This is a genomic window from Kitasatospora sp. NPDC087315 (assembly GCF_044744345.1).
Lineage (GTDB): Bacteria > Actinomycetota > Actinomycetes > Streptomycetales > Streptomycetaceae > Kitasatospora.
Genome location: NZ_JBIUYD010000021.1, coordinates 78,703 through 93,013 on the forward strand (window position 1 = coordinate 78,703; position 14,311 = coordinate 93,013).

A 14,311-nucleotide genomic window follows, 5' to 3' on the forward strand; every position below is an offset into this window, starting at 1 on the left:
TGGACGGGCGGCGACGCCGACGGCATCCCCGGCCCAACGACATGGGAACTGCTGGTCACCGGCCAGGGCAACAACATCCCCGCCCCGACCCACGCCCGCGGCACCCTCGGAGCCTGGCCCGGCTCCCCGCCGCTGCGCTACGGCTACACGAACGACGCGATCACCCGTCTCCAGCTGCGCCTGCGCGACGCGGTTGGCCCCGACCAGGCCGCCCGGCTCAACCCGAACGGGGCGACCGGCCACTACGGCGAGGAGACCCGTGCCCTGGTGACCTACGCCCTGCGCGGCCACCCGGAGACCTGGGACGCCGGCGCGACCCGGCACGACGGCCTCGTGGGCGCCCGGTCCTGGGCCGTCATCGACCAGCTCTGACCCCTCCGTGGGTCCGGCCGTGCCCGCGCAGCCGGGACCCACCACCACCCCACCTCAAGGAGACACACGTCATGAACCTGACCGACGCCCAGCTCTGGGCCATGATCATCGCCTTCTTCTCCCCACTGGCGACCGCCGTCGTTCAGCAGCCCCGATGGTCGAACGTCCTGCGGACCATCGTGGCCTCACTCATCGCCGCAGCAGTCGGCACCGGGTCGGCGTACTTCGCCGGCGACTTCACCGGCCGCGGTGTCGTGTCAACAGTCCTGCTCGCCGTCGTCGTCTCGACCACCGCCTACACCAGCGTCTTCAAGCCAGTCGGCGCCGCGCCCGCGATCGAGCGCGCCACCGCCTTCGGCACCCGCCAGTAACCCCCGACCCGAGTAGCACGAGGAGCAGCCGTGACCGCTGCCGAGATCATCACCGCGCTCAGCGGGCTGGGCGTAGGCGGCATCGCGACAGCGGCCGGCAGCTTCCTGATCCAGCGCAGAACGACAGCCCAGGACGGGTACAGCAAACTGACGAACGACCTCCAGGAGGAGCGCACCGCGCTCCAGGAGGAACGGCGCCTCCAGCAGGCCGAGTTCCAGGCCGAGCGGGCCCGCCTCAGCTCCCAGCTCAGCGAGGCACAGCGGCAGCTGAGTGCCGCCTTCGACGAGGCGGCCTCGCTCCGGGAAGCGCGGCGCCAGGTGACGGCCCAGCTCACCGAGACCCGGGCCCAGCTGGCCGAGACCCGCACGCAGCTTGCCGAGGCGCAACGCCAGCTCGGCGAGGCACAGGCCCAGCTGATCGCCGCCGGGGCCCAGGTGACGCTGGCGGTTCAGGCGGCCAACCAAATGCGTGAGCAGATCGCCCAGCTCACCGCACAGATGGCCCAGATGGTCACGCAGCCCGGCCCAACCGCGGCCTGACCCCATATTAACGGGCCCGGTTCTGGGTAGGCCCCGGAAGGACCCACCTCTGCAACTGGCCGGGGGGTCATGTCTGTTCGTCTTCCACGATCCGGCGCAGTTGCTCCATCGTAGGCAGCTGGCGGGCTGCCGAACCGCGAGCGGTGTTGATCCGCGTAGCAGCTCGGTCCAGTGCTCGGCGCAGGCCCTGCGGCTGGAGCGGCATTCCAGCCGGGCGTAGCGGAGTTCCTCCTTCGGGGCTCGGTCTGCCGCCGGTGTGGTTGGGTGCCAGCGAGACGAACAGGTAGTCGTGGTGGGGATCGGCGTCCTGGTCGGGGTGCGCAGCTGCCCAGGCGCGCAGCTCGGCGACCAGGCGCTCGCGGATCAGCCGGTAGCGGTTGAGCGCGGCCACGGTAGTCGGGTGCAGTTCGATCGGCGAGGTCAGTATCCGTTCGCTGGCGGGCCTTCGTTGGGGGTTCAGGCGCAGACGTGCGGTGACCGTCGGTCTGCGGTGCCCCGGCTTGAGCTGGGTGGTGATGTCGGCGGTGAGCATGGCGGCGAGTTCGCCGCTGCGTCCTCGGGTGTCCAAGGTCAGACCGATTGCTAGCAGGATGCGTGCGTGGTCGTCGTCGAGGAGCGGTTTGTTGTTCTGCTGGCTGAGGTACCGGCGCAGGCTGGCGGCCTGGGTACTGGTGGTGCCGGGCATGAGGGCAGGGGCGGGAACGCAGTGCTGGAGGTCCAGGGGTAGGCCGGCCCGGGTGGAGAGTGCGTTGAGGCAGCCGATTCGGGTGCGGTTGGTAGTGGGGGCAGTGGGACCTGAGCGGGCAGCGGAGGATCGGAAGAGGCCGTCCTCGGCGGCCGCGAGGAACTGGCTGATGGTGTCGTGGGTCAGCGGGCCCTGGGGCGGGATGACGTTCTCGGCAGCCGCTCGGTCCAGCTCATGCATCACTGAGGTGTACTGGCGTAGCCGTTCGGCGGTGATGCCTGGTTCGGATGTCAGCCCGAGGTAGACGGTGCGGAGCTGGTCGAGGGTGGGTCTGCGGGTGGCCGTCATCGTGGGTCCCTTCCGACGTTGGTCCCGGCAGGTTGCGGGGTGAGGCCGATGTGAGTGTCACGATATTAACGGGCCCGGTTCTTGAGCCTCACTTTTTCGAATGACCAGATTCAGGCCTACTGGGAGGTCCGGCCGTCCTCCGACGGGTGAGCGCGGGCGCCACCTCACCGGCGACACGGGGCTGTGGCTGACCGGGGCGGCTTCGGGCAGGGAACTCGCCTCGGCCCGCTACCTGCTGCACCGCATACCGGCCTCCGGGGAGGATCGGAACGGCCAGTAGCGGGAGCGGTCAGCCGGTGGTGCTCCTCAGAGGCCATACCGGCCTGCGCGCCGTAACGCCGTGGGCCCGTGACGACGGTGCTCCGTCGCCACGGGCCCACGGGGCGCAGCGGCTGCCGCAAGAGGGGCGTCTACAGGCCGAGGCCGTGGGGCACGGAGTAGGCCGGGCGCAGCCAGAACACAGAGGTGCAGCCCCAGCCGTGAAGGTGGGGCGCATCGTCCTCCGGGGTGTCGTCCTCCGGGGCCTGGCCGAGCGCGGCGGCGCCGGCGGTGGTCAGGTACACCGCGTCCCAGTCGGCGGCGAGCGCCGCCCAGTTCGCGAACCGGTGGTCGTCCGGGTCGGAATCCTCCGTCGCCGGGTTGGGATACGCCTGGACCAGGGCGAGCAGGTCGTCCATGCCGTCCACCAGCAGGATGCGGGCATCGGCGTCCGGAGCGATCAGCAGGTGCTCGGTGTAGGTGCTGGGGTCGCCGCCCTGCTCATCCCACCAGTCCGACCACGCGGTCCGCTCGATCGCCTCGCCGGCCCCCGCCGTGACCGGCGAGGTCCATAGGCCGGTGCCGGCGAGCGGACGTGCCATGCGCAACTCCGGCTCCGGACCGATCCGCCGGAACCTCTCCGGCTCCACGAAGCCGTGGTAGAAGTCCTCGTCGTGTGAGTGCGCCACGGGGGGCAGGTCGGCCGGCGGAACGGAGCGCAGGGGATGGGCCGTGGCGTGGGCCGCACGCCACGCCTCTTGAACCTGTCGCTGGCGCTCCCGGGCCTCCTCCGCCCTCGCGCGGCGGGCCGCCGCCTGCGCCTCGATCTGCTGCTGGTGCTCGGCCGCTGCGCGCTGGCGCTGCTCGGCCTTCGCGGCTGCCTCTGCCGTACGGACCTCCGCCTCGGCCGGGGTGATGGGCCGGACCACCAGTGCGACGCCGCCGCTGTCCACCCGGTCGCCGGCGACATCCACACGGTCGACGGCGAGCAGCCACGGGCAATTCGGCCGCTGCATCTGCGCCCGGCCGTCCGACATCGTCATCTTCTCGCTGTACCCGAGCGGGAGGTTGGGGTAGTACGGGGGGACGTGCGCACGGAGGTTGCCGTCCGGCAGTACCTCCACCACCCAGTTCGCCTTGGGGTGCAGTTCCGTGAGCCAGGTGCGCAGCTGCTCCGGGGTGGGGGCCGGCGGCGCGCTTTGCTCGGGCATGAGTCTCTCCTGCTGGTCGGTGCGATGGGACGCGACGGAGCGCCGGATGCGGCGCGCTCGCGTCCCTGCCGATGCAGGGCAACCGGTCCGTCCTGCGACGGAGCGGCGGGGTCGGCTCTACTTCTCCGACCGCCGACCTAAATCTACGAAGGGGAGGAAGGGGAGTCAACCCTGCCGGCTGCCGGCGTCGACCAGGACCCGGGCGAGGCCGGTCAGGAAGGTGCCCACCCGGGACCACCCCGGGACCGTGCCGGGCCCGTACTCCTCCTCCCGCTCCGACTGCCCGTACACGCGGGTGAGGACGGTGGAGGACCCATCGGCGTGGGCGGCGTACAGGTGGTACTCGGCCTGGCCGGCGCACGGTACCGGGATGGACGTCGGCGGCCGGTCGCCGGTGAGGTCCGGGCGCAGCCGCGGGTAGGTGCTGGCCCCGAGGTAGTAGAGGCAGGCGAAGGGGTTGCGGCGGAAGTAGTCGGGGGTGGGGAACATTGGCGCCGGATCGTGCGCCTGTACGCTCCGTGATCACCGTGCCGCCGATGTTGCTGCTCCTCGCCAGAGCGCGCGCGGTTATCTGGCGCTCCGCACCGTTCTCGCTGGCCAGAGCCTCGATCGGCATTAAGCCAAGTAAGGCACGTTGACTCTGAAGATATTTCCAACGTCCCCCCGTTGACATCTTCGACGGGGGGACGTTGAATATAGGCGAAGGCACTGCCCGCCGCTACCAAGGAGAGCGCCATGACCGCCGTACAGCCTCTGGCTGAGACCGTCGCCGAAGACTGGGACTCCGCCCGTACTCACCTCGCGGAGAACACCAGCACCGCGGCCTACGACCTGACCGAGCTGACGGCCTTGCTCGACGCCGAGCTCCACCACCTGGTGCTCGACCCGCAGACCCGGACCATCTGGTGGGCCTACGACAATAGCCCCCTGGACGGTGAGGGCTGGACGGTCCAGCAGCTGGCCCCCTCCGACGCCGCCGCGCAGCTGAGCGACGTGGTGGACCTGATCCAGGACCGGCAGGACGACCTCGCCGAGTACGCCGACCACCACGCCGACCTCGACCGCGACCAGGAAGCGCTCGACGAGTACGCGGCCGTTCTCCTGCTGGCGCTGCCAGTCGAACCGGCGGAGGCCGCCGTGAAGATCAAGCGGCGGCGGCGCCAGGTCGCACGAGAGGACGCCCTCCAGCAGCGCGCCTACGCCCGGCTGGTCGCCGAGCTCGCGGGGACCGAGCACGGGGGCAAGGCCCGCGCCGGCCGGGTTCTGGGCGTCACTGACGTCCAGATCGGCCGGATCATCCGCGAGGACCAGCAGCGTCGTGCAGCGCTGGCCGATGCCGTCCGAGCCGCACGCCAGACTTCGGACTGACGGTCCAACCGTTTCGGCCGAAAAGGTTGGCGTGCCAGCGGTGCCCTACGTGCCTGACGAACCCTCGGATATCTGTAAGGCACGGACCAATCGGGCCCACTTGCCTGACGTGCCTTACGGCTCCTGGGAACCCCAGATAAGTCGGGTACCTCGACCCCCGACGTGGTCCGGGCCCGGTGACGGCCTGCGGGCTCGATACCGCAGGCATGGCAACCGAGCAGTCGCTGGGTGAATGGTTCCCGGCCGCTCCCGGCGTGGCAGCGGCCGGGCACCATACGGGCCGGGCGACCATGGCGCGATGACGGACGAGACGACAGACCCGGTACTGATCTCTCCCGAGGAGGCCAAGCAGTCGATCCCGGCCTTCCGCGCGGCCCTGGACGCACTGGAAGAGGCGTTCCTCGACCGCGCCGCCGCCGAGGACCCCGAGGCCGCCCGCGCGGCCCCAGCCGCCATGGCCAGGGCCGCCGCGCTGGGCGACCAGGCGCGCGCCGAGCTCGCAGCCCGCAGCCTCGACCTCTGACCACAGAGCGTACAGGCGCACGATCCGGCGCCGATGTTCCTCAACCCCCCTACTGACCGTTCCGATCCTCCTCAGAGGCCATACCGGCCTGCGCGCCGTGCGCCGACTTCCACAACCGGCTGTGTGCCGAGATCAGCGCCACCAGCTACGGCGACACCCCGGCGGACGAGGTGATGCTGTACGCGCGGATGGAGAACCAGCTGGTGCACGCGGAGGACGCCCAACGGATCGGCCTGATCTAACGCCGATCGCAGTCGAATCACCCCGGAGTCACGCCGTCAGCACTGGTTGACGGTGCGTTAGCCCGGCCGTCCGGGCTGTGCGATGGTTGGCCTCATGACGGACTTGGTGGACGAGTGCGCCGCTCTCGGCGCCCGGCTGGGCACCTGGCTGACCGCTTCCACGCCGCTGACGGCGGCCGCACTGCTCGACTGCCTGCGCGCGGCGGAGGCCGGAACCACCGGTGAGGCCCGGTTCCTCTGGGGTGCGGCGGCACTGAACTGGGAGGCCGGGATCAACGCGGCCCCAGGAGTTCGGCCGCGCACCAGTGAACTGTGGGCTGTGGCGATCGAGTACGCCGACTTCGCCAGCCGCCGGGCGTGAACCGGGCCCCACCCACCGCCTCGCCGAACCGATACGCTCGGCACATGACCGACTCCCCTGTGTGCATCCTGATCCACCCTGACCGGCCTCGGGGAACCCGGCCGGCGGCGCGCTGCGGCCCCTGCGCGACCCGGCCGAGGCCGAGGGCGAGCAGGACGAGGAAGAGTGAGTACCGTTCAGATGGTGAAGCGGGAGGACGGCATGGAGCACAACTTGAGGTGCGGACGCTGCGGGAACGAGGCTCCGCGCGACCTGACGAGCGCGGACGCCGCAGACTGGAACGCGCGGTGGCAGGCGGGCCGCCCGACCGGGGTGATCTGTCCGGGCTGCCAGACCCTGGCCGACTCCGCGGAGGCCGAAGCGAACGCGGCCGAACTCCGGGTTGCGGCCGAGGACGGCGGCCAGTTCTTCGCGGACCCCGTGATCTGCATGACCGGCTCCATGACCGACCCGGGCACCATCCTGTACGGCGAGGACCACCTCCGTAGGGTGCTCCGGACCGGCCAGGCCGAGAACCTCGGAGCGATCGAGCACCTGCCGGTGGGCACGCGCTGCGTACCCACCGTGGGCGGGGTGCTGATCCACCCTCCCCGCCCACGGGCTCGGTAGGTTACGGCGCGGGCTCCACGTCCTGATTGATCCCCGAAGCCGCTGACGGCCGCGCCGAGTGGGGTCGAGCCAAGGTACGTGCGATCGGGGCCATGGCCCCGATCGCACGTACCTTGGCTCGACCCCACTCGGCGCGGCCGTCAGCGGCTTCGGGGATCAATCAGGACGTGGAGCCCGCGCCGTAACCTACCGAGCCCGTGGGCGGGGAGGGTGGATCAGCACCCCGCCCACGGTGGGTACGCAGCGCGTGCCCACCGGCAGGTGCTCGATCGCTCCGAGGTTCTCGGCCTGGCCGGTCCGGAGCACCCTACGGAGGTGGTCCTCGCCGTACAGGATGGTGCCCGGGTCGGTCATGGAGCCGGTCATGCAGATCACGGGGTCCGCGAAGAACTGGCCGCCGTCCTCGGCCGCAACCCGGAGTTCGGCCGCGTTCGCTTCGGCCTCCGCGGAGTCGGCCAGGGTCTGGCAGCCCGGACAGATCACCCCGGTCGGGCGGCCCGCCTGCCACCGCGCGTTCCAGTCTGCGGCGTCCGCGCTCGTCAGGTCGCGCGGAGCCTCGTTCCCGCAGCGTCCGCACCTCAAGTTGTGCTCCATGCCGTCCTCCCGCTTCACCATCTGAACGGTACTCACTCTTCCTCGTCCTGCTCGCCCTCGGCCTCGGCCGGGTCGCGCAGGGGCCGCAGCGCGCCGCCGGCCGGGTTCCCCGAGGCCGGTCAGGGTGGATCAGGATGCACACAGGGGAGTCGGTCATGTGCCGAGCGTATCGGTTCGGCGAGGCGGTGGGTGGGGCCCGGTTCACGCCCGGCGGCTGGCGAAGTCGGCGTACTCGATCGCCACAGCCCACAGTTCACTGGTGCGCGGCCGAACTCCTGGGGCCGCGTTGATCCCGGCCTCCCAGTTCAGTGCCGCCGCACCCCAGAGGAACCGGGCCTCACCGGTGGTTCCGGCCTCCGCCGCGCGCAGGCAGTCGAGCAGTGCGGCCGCCGTCAGCGGCGTGGAAGCGGTCAGCCAGGTGCCCAGCCGGGCGCCGAGAGCGGCGCACTCGTCCACCAAGTCCGTCATGAGGCCAACCATCGCACAGCCCGGACGGCCGGGCTAACGCACCGTCAACCAGTGCTGACGGCGTGACTCCGGGGTGATTCGACTGCGATCGGCGTTAGATCAGGCCGATCCGTTGGGCGTCCTCCGCGTGCACCAGCTGGTTCTCCATCCGCGCGTACAGCATCACCTCGTCCGCCGGGGTGTCGCCGTAGCTGGTGGCGCTGATCTCGGCACACAGCCGGTTGTGGAAGTCGGCGCACGGCGCGCAGGCCGGTATGGCCTCTGAGGAGGATCGGAACGGTCAGTAGGGGGGTTGAGGAACATCGGCGCCGGATCGTGCGCCTGTACGCTCTGTGGTCAGAGGTCGAGGCTGCGGGCTGCGAGCTCGGCGCGCGCCTGGTCGCCCAGCGCGGCGGCCCTGGCCATGGCGGCTGGGGCCGCGCGGGCGGCCTCGGGGTCCTCGGCGGCGGCGCGGTCGAGGAACGCCTCTTCCAGTGCGTCCAGGGCCGCGCGGAAGGCCGGGATCGACTGCTTGGCCTCCTCGGGAGAGATCAGTACCGGGTCTGTCGTCTCGTCCGTCATCGCGCCATGGTCGCCCGGCCCGTATGGTGCCCGGCCGCTGCCACGCCGGGAGCGGCCGGGAACCATTCACCCAGCGACTGCTCGGTTGCCATGCCTGCGGTATCGAGCCCGCAGGCCGTCACCGGGCCCGGACCACGTCGGGGGTCGAGGTACCCGACTTATCTGGGGTTCCCAGGAGCCGTAAGGCACGTCAGGCAAGTGGGCCCGATTGGTCCGTGCCTTACAGATATCCGAGGGTTCGTCAGGCACGTAGGGCACCGCTGGCACGCCAACCTTTTCGGCCGAAACGGTTGGACCGTCAGTCCGAAGTCTGGCGTGCGGCTCGGACGGCATCGGCCAGCGCTGCACGACGCTGCTGGTCCTCGCGGATGATCCGGCCGATCTGGACGTCAGTGACGCCCAGAACCCGGCCGGCGCGGGCCTTGCCCCCGTGCTCGGTCCCCGCGAGCTCGGCGACCAGCCGGGCGTAGGCGCGCTGCTGGAGGGCGTCCTCTCGTGCGACCTGGCGCCGCCGCCGCTTGATCTTCACGGCGGCCTCCGCCGGTTCGACTGGCAGCGCCAGCAGGAGAACGGCCGCGTACTCGTCGAGCGCTTCCTGGTCGCGGTCGAGGTCGGCGTGGTGGTCGGCGTACTCGGCGAGGTCGTCCTGCCGGTCCTGGATCAGGTCCACCACGTCGCTCAGCTGCGCGGCGGCGTCGGAGGGGGCCAGCTGCTGGACCGTCCAGCCCTCACCGTCCAGGGGGCTATTGTCGTAGGCCCACCAGATGGTCCGGGTCTGCGGGTCGAGCACCAGGTGGTGGAGCTCGGCGTCGAGCAAGGCCGTCAGCTCGGTCAGGTCGTAGGCCGCGGTGCTGGTGTTCTCCGCGAGGTGAGTACGGGCGGAGTCCCAGTCTTCGGCGACGGTCTCAGCCAGAGGCTGTACGGCGGTCATGGCGCTCTCCTTGGTAGCGGCGGGCAGTGCCTTCGCCTATATTCAACGTCCCCCCGTCGAAGATGTCAACGGGGGGACGTTGGAAATATCTTCAGAGTCAACGTGCCTTACTTGGCTTAATGCCGATCGAGGCTCTGGCCAGCGAGAACGGTGCGGAGCGCCAGATAACCGCGCGCGCTCTGGCGAGGAGCAGCAACATCGGCGGCACGGTGATCACGGAGCGTACAGGCGCACGATCCGGCGCCAATGTTCCCCACCCCCGACTACTTCCGCCGCAACCCCTTCGCCTGCCTCTACTACCTCGGGGCCAGCACCTACCCGCGGCTGCGCCCGGACCTCACCGGCGACCGGCCGCCGACGTCCATCCCGGTACCGTGCGCCGGCCAGGCCGAGTACCACCTGTACGCCGCCCACGCCGATGGGTCCTCCACCGTCCTCACCCGCGTGTACGGGCAGTCGGAGCGGGAGGAGGAGTACGGGCCCGGCACGGTCCCGGGGTGGTCCCGGGTGGGCACCTTCCTGACCGGCCTCGCCCGGGTCCTGGTCGACGCCGGCAGCCGGCAGGGTTGACTCCCCTTCCTCCCCTTCGTAGATTTAGGTCGGCGGTCGGAGAAGTAGAGCCGACCCCGCCGCTCCGTCGCAGGACGGACCGGTTGCCCTGCATCGGCAGGGACGCGAGCGCGCCGCATCCGGCGCTCCGTCGCGTCCCATCGCACCGACCAGCAGGAGAGACTCATGCCCGAGCAAAGCGCGCCGCCGGCCCCCACCCCGGAGCAGCTGCGCACCTGGCTCACGGAACTGCACCCCAAGGCGAACTGGGTGGTGGAGGTACTGCCGGACGGCAACCTCCGTGCGCACGTCCCCCCGTACTACCCCAACCTCCCGCTCGGGTACAGCGAGAAGATGACGATGTCGGACGGCCGGGCGCAGATGCAGCGGCCGAATTGCCCGTGGCTGCTCGCCGTCGACCGTGTGGATGTCGCCGGCGACCGGGTGGACAGCGGCGGCGTCGCACTGGTGGTCCGGCCCATCACCCCGGCCGAGGCGGAGGTCCGTACGGCAGAGGCAGCCGCGAAGGCCGAGCAGCGCCAGCGCGCAGCGGCCGAGCACCAGCAGCAGATCGAGGCGCAGGCGGCGGCCCGCCGCGCGAGGGCGGAGGAGGCCCGGGAGCGCCAGCGACAGGTTCAAGAGGCGTGGCGTGCGGCCCACGCCACGGCCCATCCCCTGCGCTCCGTTCCGCCGGCCGACCTGCCCCCCGTGGCGCACTCACACGACGAGGACTTCTACCACGGCTTCGTGGAGCCGGAGAGGTTCCGGCGGATCGGTCCGGAGCCGGAGTTGCGCATGGCACGTCCGCTCGCCGGCACCGGCCTATGGACCTCGCCGGTCACGGCGGGGGCCGGCGAGGCGATCGAGCGGACCGCGTGGTCGGACTGGTGGGATGAGCAGGGCGGCGACCCCAGCACCTACACCGAGCACCTGCTGATCGCTCCGGACGCCGATGCCCGCATCCTGCTGGTGGACGGCATGGACGACCTGCTCGCCCTGGTCCAGGCGTATCCCAACCCGGCGACGGAGGATTCCGACCCGGACGACCACCGGTTCGCGAACTGGGCGGCGCTCGCCGCCGACTGGGACGCGGTGTACCTGACCACCGCCGGCGCCGCCGCGCTCGGCCAGGCCCCGGAGGACGACACCCCGGAGGACGATGCGCCCCACCTTCACGGCTGGGGCTGCACCTCTGTGTTCTGGCTGCGCCCGGCCTACTCCGTGCCCCACGGCCTCGGCCTGTAGACGCCCCTCTTGCGGCAGCCGCTGCGCCCCGTGGGCCCGTGGCGACGGAGCACCGTCGTCACGGGCCCACGGCGTTACGGCGCGCAGGCCGGTATGGCCTCTGAGGAGCACCACCGGCTGACCGCTCCCGCTACTGGCCGTTCCGATCCTCCCCGGAGGCCGGTATGCGGTGCAGCAGGTAGCGGGCCGAGGCGAGTTCCCTGCCCGAAGCCGCCCCGGTCAGCCACAGCCCCGTGTCGCCGGTGAGGTGGCGCCCGCGCTCACCCGTCGGAGGACGGCCGGACCTCCCAGTAGGCCTGAATCTGGTCATTCGAAAAAGTGAGGCTCAAGAACCGGGCCCGTTAATATCGTGACACTCACATCGGCCTCACCCCGCAACCTGCCGGGACCAACGTCGGAAGGGACCCACGATGACGGCCACCCGCAGACCCACCCTCGACCAGCTCCGCACCGTCTACCTCGGGCTGACATCCGAACCAGGCATCACCGCCGAACGGCTACGCCAGTACACCTCAGTGATGCATGAGCTGGACCGAGCGGCTGCCGAGAACGTCATCCCGCCCCAGGGCCCGCTGACCCACGACACCATCAGCCAGTTCCTCGCGGCCGCCGAGGACGGCCTCTTCCGATCCTCCGCTGCCCGCTCAGGTCCCACTGCCCCCACTACCAACCGCACCCGAATCGGCTGCCTCAACGCACTCTCCACCCGGGCCGGCCTACCCCTGGACCTCCAGCACTGCGTTCCCGCCCCTGCCCTCATGCCCGGCACCACCAGTACCCAGGCCGCCAGCCTGCGCCGGTACCTCAGCCAGCAGAACAACAAACCGCTCCTCGACGACGACCACGCACGCATCCTGCTAGCAATCGGTCTGACCTTGGACACCCGAGGACGCAGCGGCGAACTCGCCGCCATGCTCACCGCCGACATCACCACCCAGCTCAAGCCGGGGCACCGCAGACCGACGGTCACCGCACGTCTGCGCCTGAACCCCCAACGAAGGCCCGCCAGCGAACGGATACTGACCTCGCCGATCGAACTGCACCCGACTACCGTGGCCGCGCTCAACCGCTACCGGCTGATCCGCGAGCGCCTGGTCGCCGAGCTGCGCGCCTGGGCAGCTGCGCACCCCGACCAGGACGCCGATCCCCACCACGACTACCTGTTCGTCTCGCTGGCACCCAACCACACCGGCGGCAGACCGAGCCCCGAAGGAGGAACTCCGCTACGCCCGGCTGGAATGCCGCTCCAGCCGCAGGGCCTGCGCCGAGCACTGGACCGAGCTGCTACGCGGATCAACACCGCTCGCGGTTCGGCAGCCCGCCAGCTGCCTACGATGGAGCAACTGCGCCGGATCGTGGAAGACGAACAGACATGACCCCCCGGCCAGTTGCAGAGGTGGGTCCTTCCGGGGCCTACCCAGAACCGGGCCCGTTAATATGGGGTCAGGCCGCGGTTGGGCCGGGCTGCGTGACCATCTGGGCCATCTGTGCGGTGAGCTGGGCGATCTGCTCACGCATTTGGTTGGCCGCCTGAACCGCCAGCGTCACCTGGGCCCCGGCGGCGATCAGCTGGGCCTGTGCCTCGCCGAGCTGGCGTTGCGCCTCGGCAAGCTGCGTGCGGGTCTCGGCCAGCTGGGCCCGGGTCTCGGTGAGCTGGGCCGTCACCTGGCGCCGCGCTTCCCGGAGCGAGGCCGCCTCGTCGAAGGCGGCACTCAGCTGCCGCTGTGCCTCGCTGAGCTGGGAGCTGAGGCGGGCCCGCTCGGCCTGGAACTCGGCCTGCTGGAGGCGCCGTTCCTCCTGGAGCGCGGTGCGCTCCTCCTGGAGGTCGTTCGTCAGTTTGCTGTACCCGTCCTGGGCTGTCGTTCTGCGCTGGATCAGGAAGCTGCCGGCCGCTGTCGCGATGCCGCCTACGCCCAGCCCGCTGAGCGCGGTGATGATCTCGGCAGCGGTCACGGCTGCTCCTCGTGCTACTCGGGTCGGGGGTTACTGGCGGGTGCCGAAGGCGGTGGCGCGCTCGATCGCGGGCGCGGCGCCGACTGGCTTGAAGACGCTGGTGTAGGCGGTGGTCGAGACGACGACGGCGAGCAGGACTGTTGACACGACACCGCGGCCGGTGAAGTCGCCGGCGAAGTACGCCGACCCGGTGCCGACTGCTGCGGCGATGAGTGAGGCCACGATGGTCCGCAGGACGTTCGACCATCGGGGCTGCTGAACGACGGCGGTCGCCAGTGGGGAGAAGAAGGCGATGATCATGGCCCAGAGCTGGGCGTCGGTCAGGTTCATGACGTGTGTCTCCTTGAGGTGGGGTGGTGGTGGGTCCCGGCTGCGCGGGCACGGCCGGACCCACGGAGGGGTCAGAGCTGGTCGATGACGGCCCAGGACCGGGCGCCCACGAGGCCGTCGTGCCGGGTCGCGCCGGCGTCCCAGGTCTCCGGGTGGCCGCGCAGGGCGTAGGTCACCAGGGCACGGGTCTCCTCGCCGTAGTGGCCGGTCGCCCCGTTCGGGTTGAGCCGGGCGGCCTGGTCGGGGCCAACCGCGTCGCGCAGGCGCAGCTGGAGACGGGTGATCGCGTCGTTCGTGTAGCCGTAGCGCAGCGGCGGGGAGCCGGGCCAGGCTCCGAGGGTGCCGCGGGCGTGGGTCGGGGCGGGGATGTTGTTGCCCTGGCCGGTGACCAGCAGTTCCCATGTCGTTGGGCCGGGGATGCCGTCGGCGTCGCCGCCCGTCCAGCCCTGGGCCTCCTGGAAGGCACGGCAGGCGTTGCGGTCGGCATCGCCCCAGCGCGGCCCGGGGCCCTCGTTGTAGAAGCGGCCACCGCCCCGGGAGACGAGCATCTGCCCCAGCCTGGTGACGTGCCAGTTGTTCGCGCCGGGGCCGAACTGGTCGGCACCGGGGAAGGCGTTCGGGTCCGGGGCAGGCTGCGGAGCGGGCTCGGCGGGAATGCTGTTGCCCTGGCCGGTGACCAGCAGTTCCCATGTCGTCGGGCCGGGGATGCCGTCGGCGTCGCCGCCCGTCCAGCCCTGGGCCTCCTGGAAGGCACGGCAGGCGTTGCGGTCGGCATCGCCCCAGCGCGGCCCG

Annotated in this window: 19 protein-coding genes and 1 pseudogene; 10 read left to right on the plus strand and 10 right to left on the minus strand. The window is 71.1% G+C overall.

Annotated elements, in window-relative coordinates; all coding sequences use genetic code 11:
- The 3 genes and pseudogenes from ACIO5D_RS27440 to ACIO5D_RS27450 all read left to right on the plus strand — a co-directional run.
- Nucleotides 1-372 (plus strand): annotated as a pseudogene (locus ACIO5D_RS27440) (hypothetical protein); the annotation flags it as partial.
- Nucleotides 373-443: 71 nt separating this feature from the next.
- Nucleotides 444-743, plus strand: coding sequence for a hypothetical protein (locus tag ACIO5D_RS27445; RefSeq protein ID WP_400798589.1), 300 nt, complete (start codon nt 444-446; stop codon nt 741-743).
- A 30-nt stretch (nt 744-773) separates the two neighbouring features.
- Entirely contained in the window at nt 774-1,283 is a 510-nt protein-coding gene (locus tag ACIO5D_RS27450; RefSeq protein WP_400798592.1) for a hypothetical protein, read from the plus strand.
- 67 nt (nt 1,284-1,350) lie between these two features.
- Here ACIO5D_RS27450 and ACIO5D_RS27455 read toward each other — a convergent pair whose 3' ends face one another.
- From ACIO5D_RS27455 to ACIO5D_RS27465, 3 genes are all read right to left on the minus strand, one after another.
- Nucleotides 1,351-2,316, minus strand: coding sequence for a hypothetical protein (locus ACIO5D_RS27455; RefSeq protein ID WP_400798594.1), 966 nt, complete (start codon nt 2,314-2,316; stop codon nt 1,351-1,353).
- Nucleotides 2,317-2,726: 410 nt separating this feature from the next.
- Nucleotides 2,727-3,785, minus strand: coding sequence for a hypothetical protein (locus tag ACIO5D_RS27460; protein ID WP_400798597.1), 1,059 nt, complete (start codon nt 3,783-3,785; stop codon nt 2,727-2,729).
- Nucleotides 3,786-3,950: 165 nt separating this feature from the next.
- Nucleotides 3,951-4,274 carry a hypothetical protein gene (locus ACIO5D_RS27465; protein WP_400798599.1) on the minus strand — a complete coding sequence of 108 codons (324 nt, stop codon included), beginning with the start codon at nt 4,272-4,274 and terminating at the stop codon, nt 3,951-3,953.
- A gap of 246 nt (nt 4,275-4,520) precedes the next feature.
- Between ACIO5D_RS27465 and ACIO5D_RS27470 the strand changes: the two genes are divergently transcribed.
- The 4 genes from ACIO5D_RS27470 (at nt 4,521) to ACIO5D_RS27485 (ending at nt 6,888) form a co-directional block, all read left to right on the plus strand.
- Nucleotides 4,521-5,153 carry a hypothetical protein gene (locus tag ACIO5D_RS27470; protein WP_400798602.1) on the plus strand — a complete coding sequence of 211 codons (633 nt, stop codon included), beginning with the start codon at nt 4,521-4,523 and terminating at the stop codon, nt 5,151-5,153.
- Nucleotides 5,154-5,451: 298 nt separating this feature from the next.
- Nucleotides 5,452-5,676 (plus strand): hypothetical protein, encoded by a 225-nt coding sequence (locus ACIO5D_RS27475; protein ID WP_400798605.1) that lies wholly within the window; start codon nt 5,452-5,454, stop codon nt 5,674-5,676.
- Between the two features lie 336 nt (nt 5,677-6,012).
- Nucleotides 6,013-6,279 carry a hypothetical protein gene (locus ACIO5D_RS27480; protein ID WP_400798608.1) on the plus strand — a complete coding sequence of 89 codons (267 nt, stop codon included), beginning with the start codon at nt 6,013-6,015 and terminating at the stop codon, nt 6,277-6,279.
- Between the two features lie 165 nt (nt 6,280-6,444).
- Complete coding sequence (locus tag ACIO5D_RS27485) at nt 6,445-6,888, plus strand: hypothetical protein (protein WP_400798610.1); 444 nt, start codon at nt 6,445-6,447, stop codon at nt 6,886-6,888.
- 186 nt (nt 6,889-7,074) lie between these two features.
- On the opposite strand, the gene ACIO5D_RS27490 is transcribed toward ACIO5D_RS27485, so the two are convergent.
- The 4 genes from ACIO5D_RS27490 to ACIO5D_RS27505 all read right to left on the minus strand — a co-directional run bounded on the left by ACIO5D_RS27490 (nt 7,075) and on the right by ACIO5D_RS27505 (nt 9,442).
- Nucleotides 7,075-7,518 (minus strand): hypothetical protein, encoded by a 444-nt coding sequence (locus ACIO5D_RS27490; RefSeq protein ID WP_400798610.1) that lies wholly within the window; start codon nt 7,516-7,518, stop codon nt 7,075-7,077.
- Between the two features lie 165 nt (nt 7,519-7,683).
- Nucleotides 7,684-7,950, minus strand: a complete 267-nt coding sequence (locus ACIO5D_RS27495) for a hypothetical protein (protein WP_400798608.1) — start codon at nt 7,948-7,950, stop codon at nt 7,684-7,686.
- 336 nt (nt 7,951-8,286) lie between these two features.
- A complete protein-coding gene (locus ACIO5D_RS27500; protein WP_400798605.1) occupies nt 8,287-8,511 on the minus strand; it encodes a hypothetical protein in 225 nt (74 codons plus the stop codon).
- Between the two features lie 298 nt (nt 8,512-8,809).
- Nucleotides 8,810-9,442 carry a hypothetical protein gene (locus ACIO5D_RS27505; protein ID WP_400798602.1) on the minus strand — a complete coding sequence of 211 codons (633 nt, stop codon included), beginning with the start codon at nt 9,440-9,442 and terminating at the stop codon, nt 8,810-8,812.
- Between the two features lie 246 nt (nt 9,443-9,688).
- Here ACIO5D_RS27505 and ACIO5D_RS27510 point away from each other — a divergent pair, with 246 nt between their 5' ends.
- The 3 genes from ACIO5D_RS27510 to ACIO5D_RS27520 all read left to right on the plus strand — a co-directional run bounded on the left by ACIO5D_RS27510 (nt 9,689) and on the right by ACIO5D_RS27520 (nt 12,612).
- On the plus strand, nt 9,689-10,012 hold the full coding sequence (locus tag ACIO5D_RS27510; protein WP_400798599.1) for a hypothetical protein: 324 nt from the start codon (nt 9,689-9,691) through the stop codon (nt 10,010-10,012).
- Between the two features lie 165 nt (nt 10,013-10,177).
- Nucleotides 10,178-11,236 (plus strand): hypothetical protein, encoded by a 1,059-nt coding sequence (locus ACIO5D_RS27515; RefSeq protein WP_400798597.1) that lies wholly within the window; start codon nt 10,178-10,180, stop codon nt 11,234-11,236.
- Between the two features lie 410 nt (nt 11,237-11,646).
- Nucleotides 11,647-12,612 carry a hypothetical protein gene (locus ACIO5D_RS27520; protein ID WP_400798594.1) on the plus strand — a complete coding sequence of 322 codons (966 nt, stop codon included), beginning with the start codon at nt 11,647-11,649 and terminating at the stop codon, nt 12,610-12,612.
- 67 nt (nt 12,613-12,679) lie between these two features.
- Here the strand turns inward: ACIO5D_RS27520 and ACIO5D_RS27525 are convergent, their stop codons facing one another.
- The 3 genes from ACIO5D_RS27525 to ACIO5D_RS27535 form a co-directional block, all read right to left on the minus strand.
- A complete protein-coding gene (locus ACIO5D_RS27525) occupies nt 12,680-13,189 on the minus strand; it encodes a hypothetical protein (protein WP_400798592.1) in 510 nt (169 codons plus the stop codon).
- A gap of 30 nt (nt 13,190-13,219) precedes the next feature.
- A complete protein-coding gene (locus ACIO5D_RS27530; RefSeq protein ID WP_400798589.1) occupies nt 13,220-13,519 on the minus strand; it encodes a hypothetical protein in 300 nt (99 codons plus the stop codon).
- A gap of 71 nt (nt 13,520-13,590) precedes the next feature.
- A partial coding sequence (locus ACIO5D_RS27535) for a peptidoglycan-binding protein (RefSeq protein WP_400798612.1) occupies nt 13,591-14,311 on the minus strand: 721 nt, incomplete at its 5' end.

What these genes read in the sequence shown, in the direction of transcription:
- ACIO5D_RS27445 (WP_400798589.1), top strand. Translation starts at nt 444, where the DNA reads ATGAACCTGACCGACGCCCAGCTCTGGGCCATGATCATCGCCTTCTTC.
- ACIO5D_RS27455 (WP_400798594.1), bottom strand. Translation starts at nt 2,316, where the DNA reads ATGACGGCCACCCGCAGACCCACCCTCGACCAGCTCCGCACCGTCTAC.
- ACIO5D_RS27460 (WP_400798597.1), bottom strand. Translation starts at nt 3,785, where the DNA reads ATGCCCGAGCAAAGCGCGCCGCCGGCCCCCACCCCGGAGCAGCTGCGC.
- ACIO5D_RS27465 (WP_400798599.1), bottom strand. Translation starts at nt 4,274, where the DNA reads ATGTTCCCCACCCCCGACTACTTCCGCCGCAACCCCTTCGCCTGCCTC.
- ACIO5D_RS27470 (WP_400798602.1), top strand. Translation starts at nt 4,521, where the DNA reads ATGACCGCCGTACAGCCTCTGGCTGAGACCGTCGCCGAAGACTGGGAC.
- ACIO5D_RS27475 (WP_400798605.1), top strand. Translation starts at nt 5,452, where the DNA reads ATGACGGACGAGACGACAGACCCGGTACTGATCTCTCCCGAGGAGGCC.
- ACIO5D_RS27480 (WP_400798608.1), top strand. Translation starts at nt 6,013, where the DNA reads ATGACGGACTTGGTGGACGAGTGCGCCGCTCTCGGCGCCCGGCTGGGC.
- ACIO5D_RS27495 (WP_400798608.1), bottom strand. Translation starts at nt 7,950, where the DNA reads ATGACGGACTTGGTGGACGAGTGCGCCGCTCTCGGCGCCCGGCTGGGC.
- ACIO5D_RS27500 (WP_400798605.1), bottom strand. Translation starts at nt 8,511, where the DNA reads ATGACGGACGAGACGACAGACCCGGTACTGATCTCTCCCGAGGAGGCC.
- ACIO5D_RS27505 (WP_400798602.1), bottom strand. Translation starts at nt 9,442, where the DNA reads ATGACCGCCGTACAGCCTCTGGCTGAGACCGTCGCCGAAGACTGGGAC.
- ACIO5D_RS27510 (WP_400798599.1), top strand. Translation starts at nt 9,689, where the DNA reads ATGTTCCCCACCCCCGACTACTTCCGCCGCAACCCCTTCGCCTGCCTC.
- ACIO5D_RS27515 (WP_400798597.1), top strand. Translation starts at nt 10,178, where the DNA reads ATGCCCGAGCAAAGCGCGCCGCCGGCCCCCACCCCGGAGCAGCTGCGC.
- ACIO5D_RS27520 (WP_400798594.1), top strand. Translation starts at nt 11,647, where the DNA reads ATGACGGCCACCCGCAGACCCACCCTCGACCAGCTCCGCACCGTCTAC.
- ACIO5D_RS27530 (WP_400798589.1), bottom strand. Translation starts at nt 13,519, where the DNA reads ATGAACCTGACCGACGCCCAGCTCTGGGCCATGATCATCGCCTTCTTC.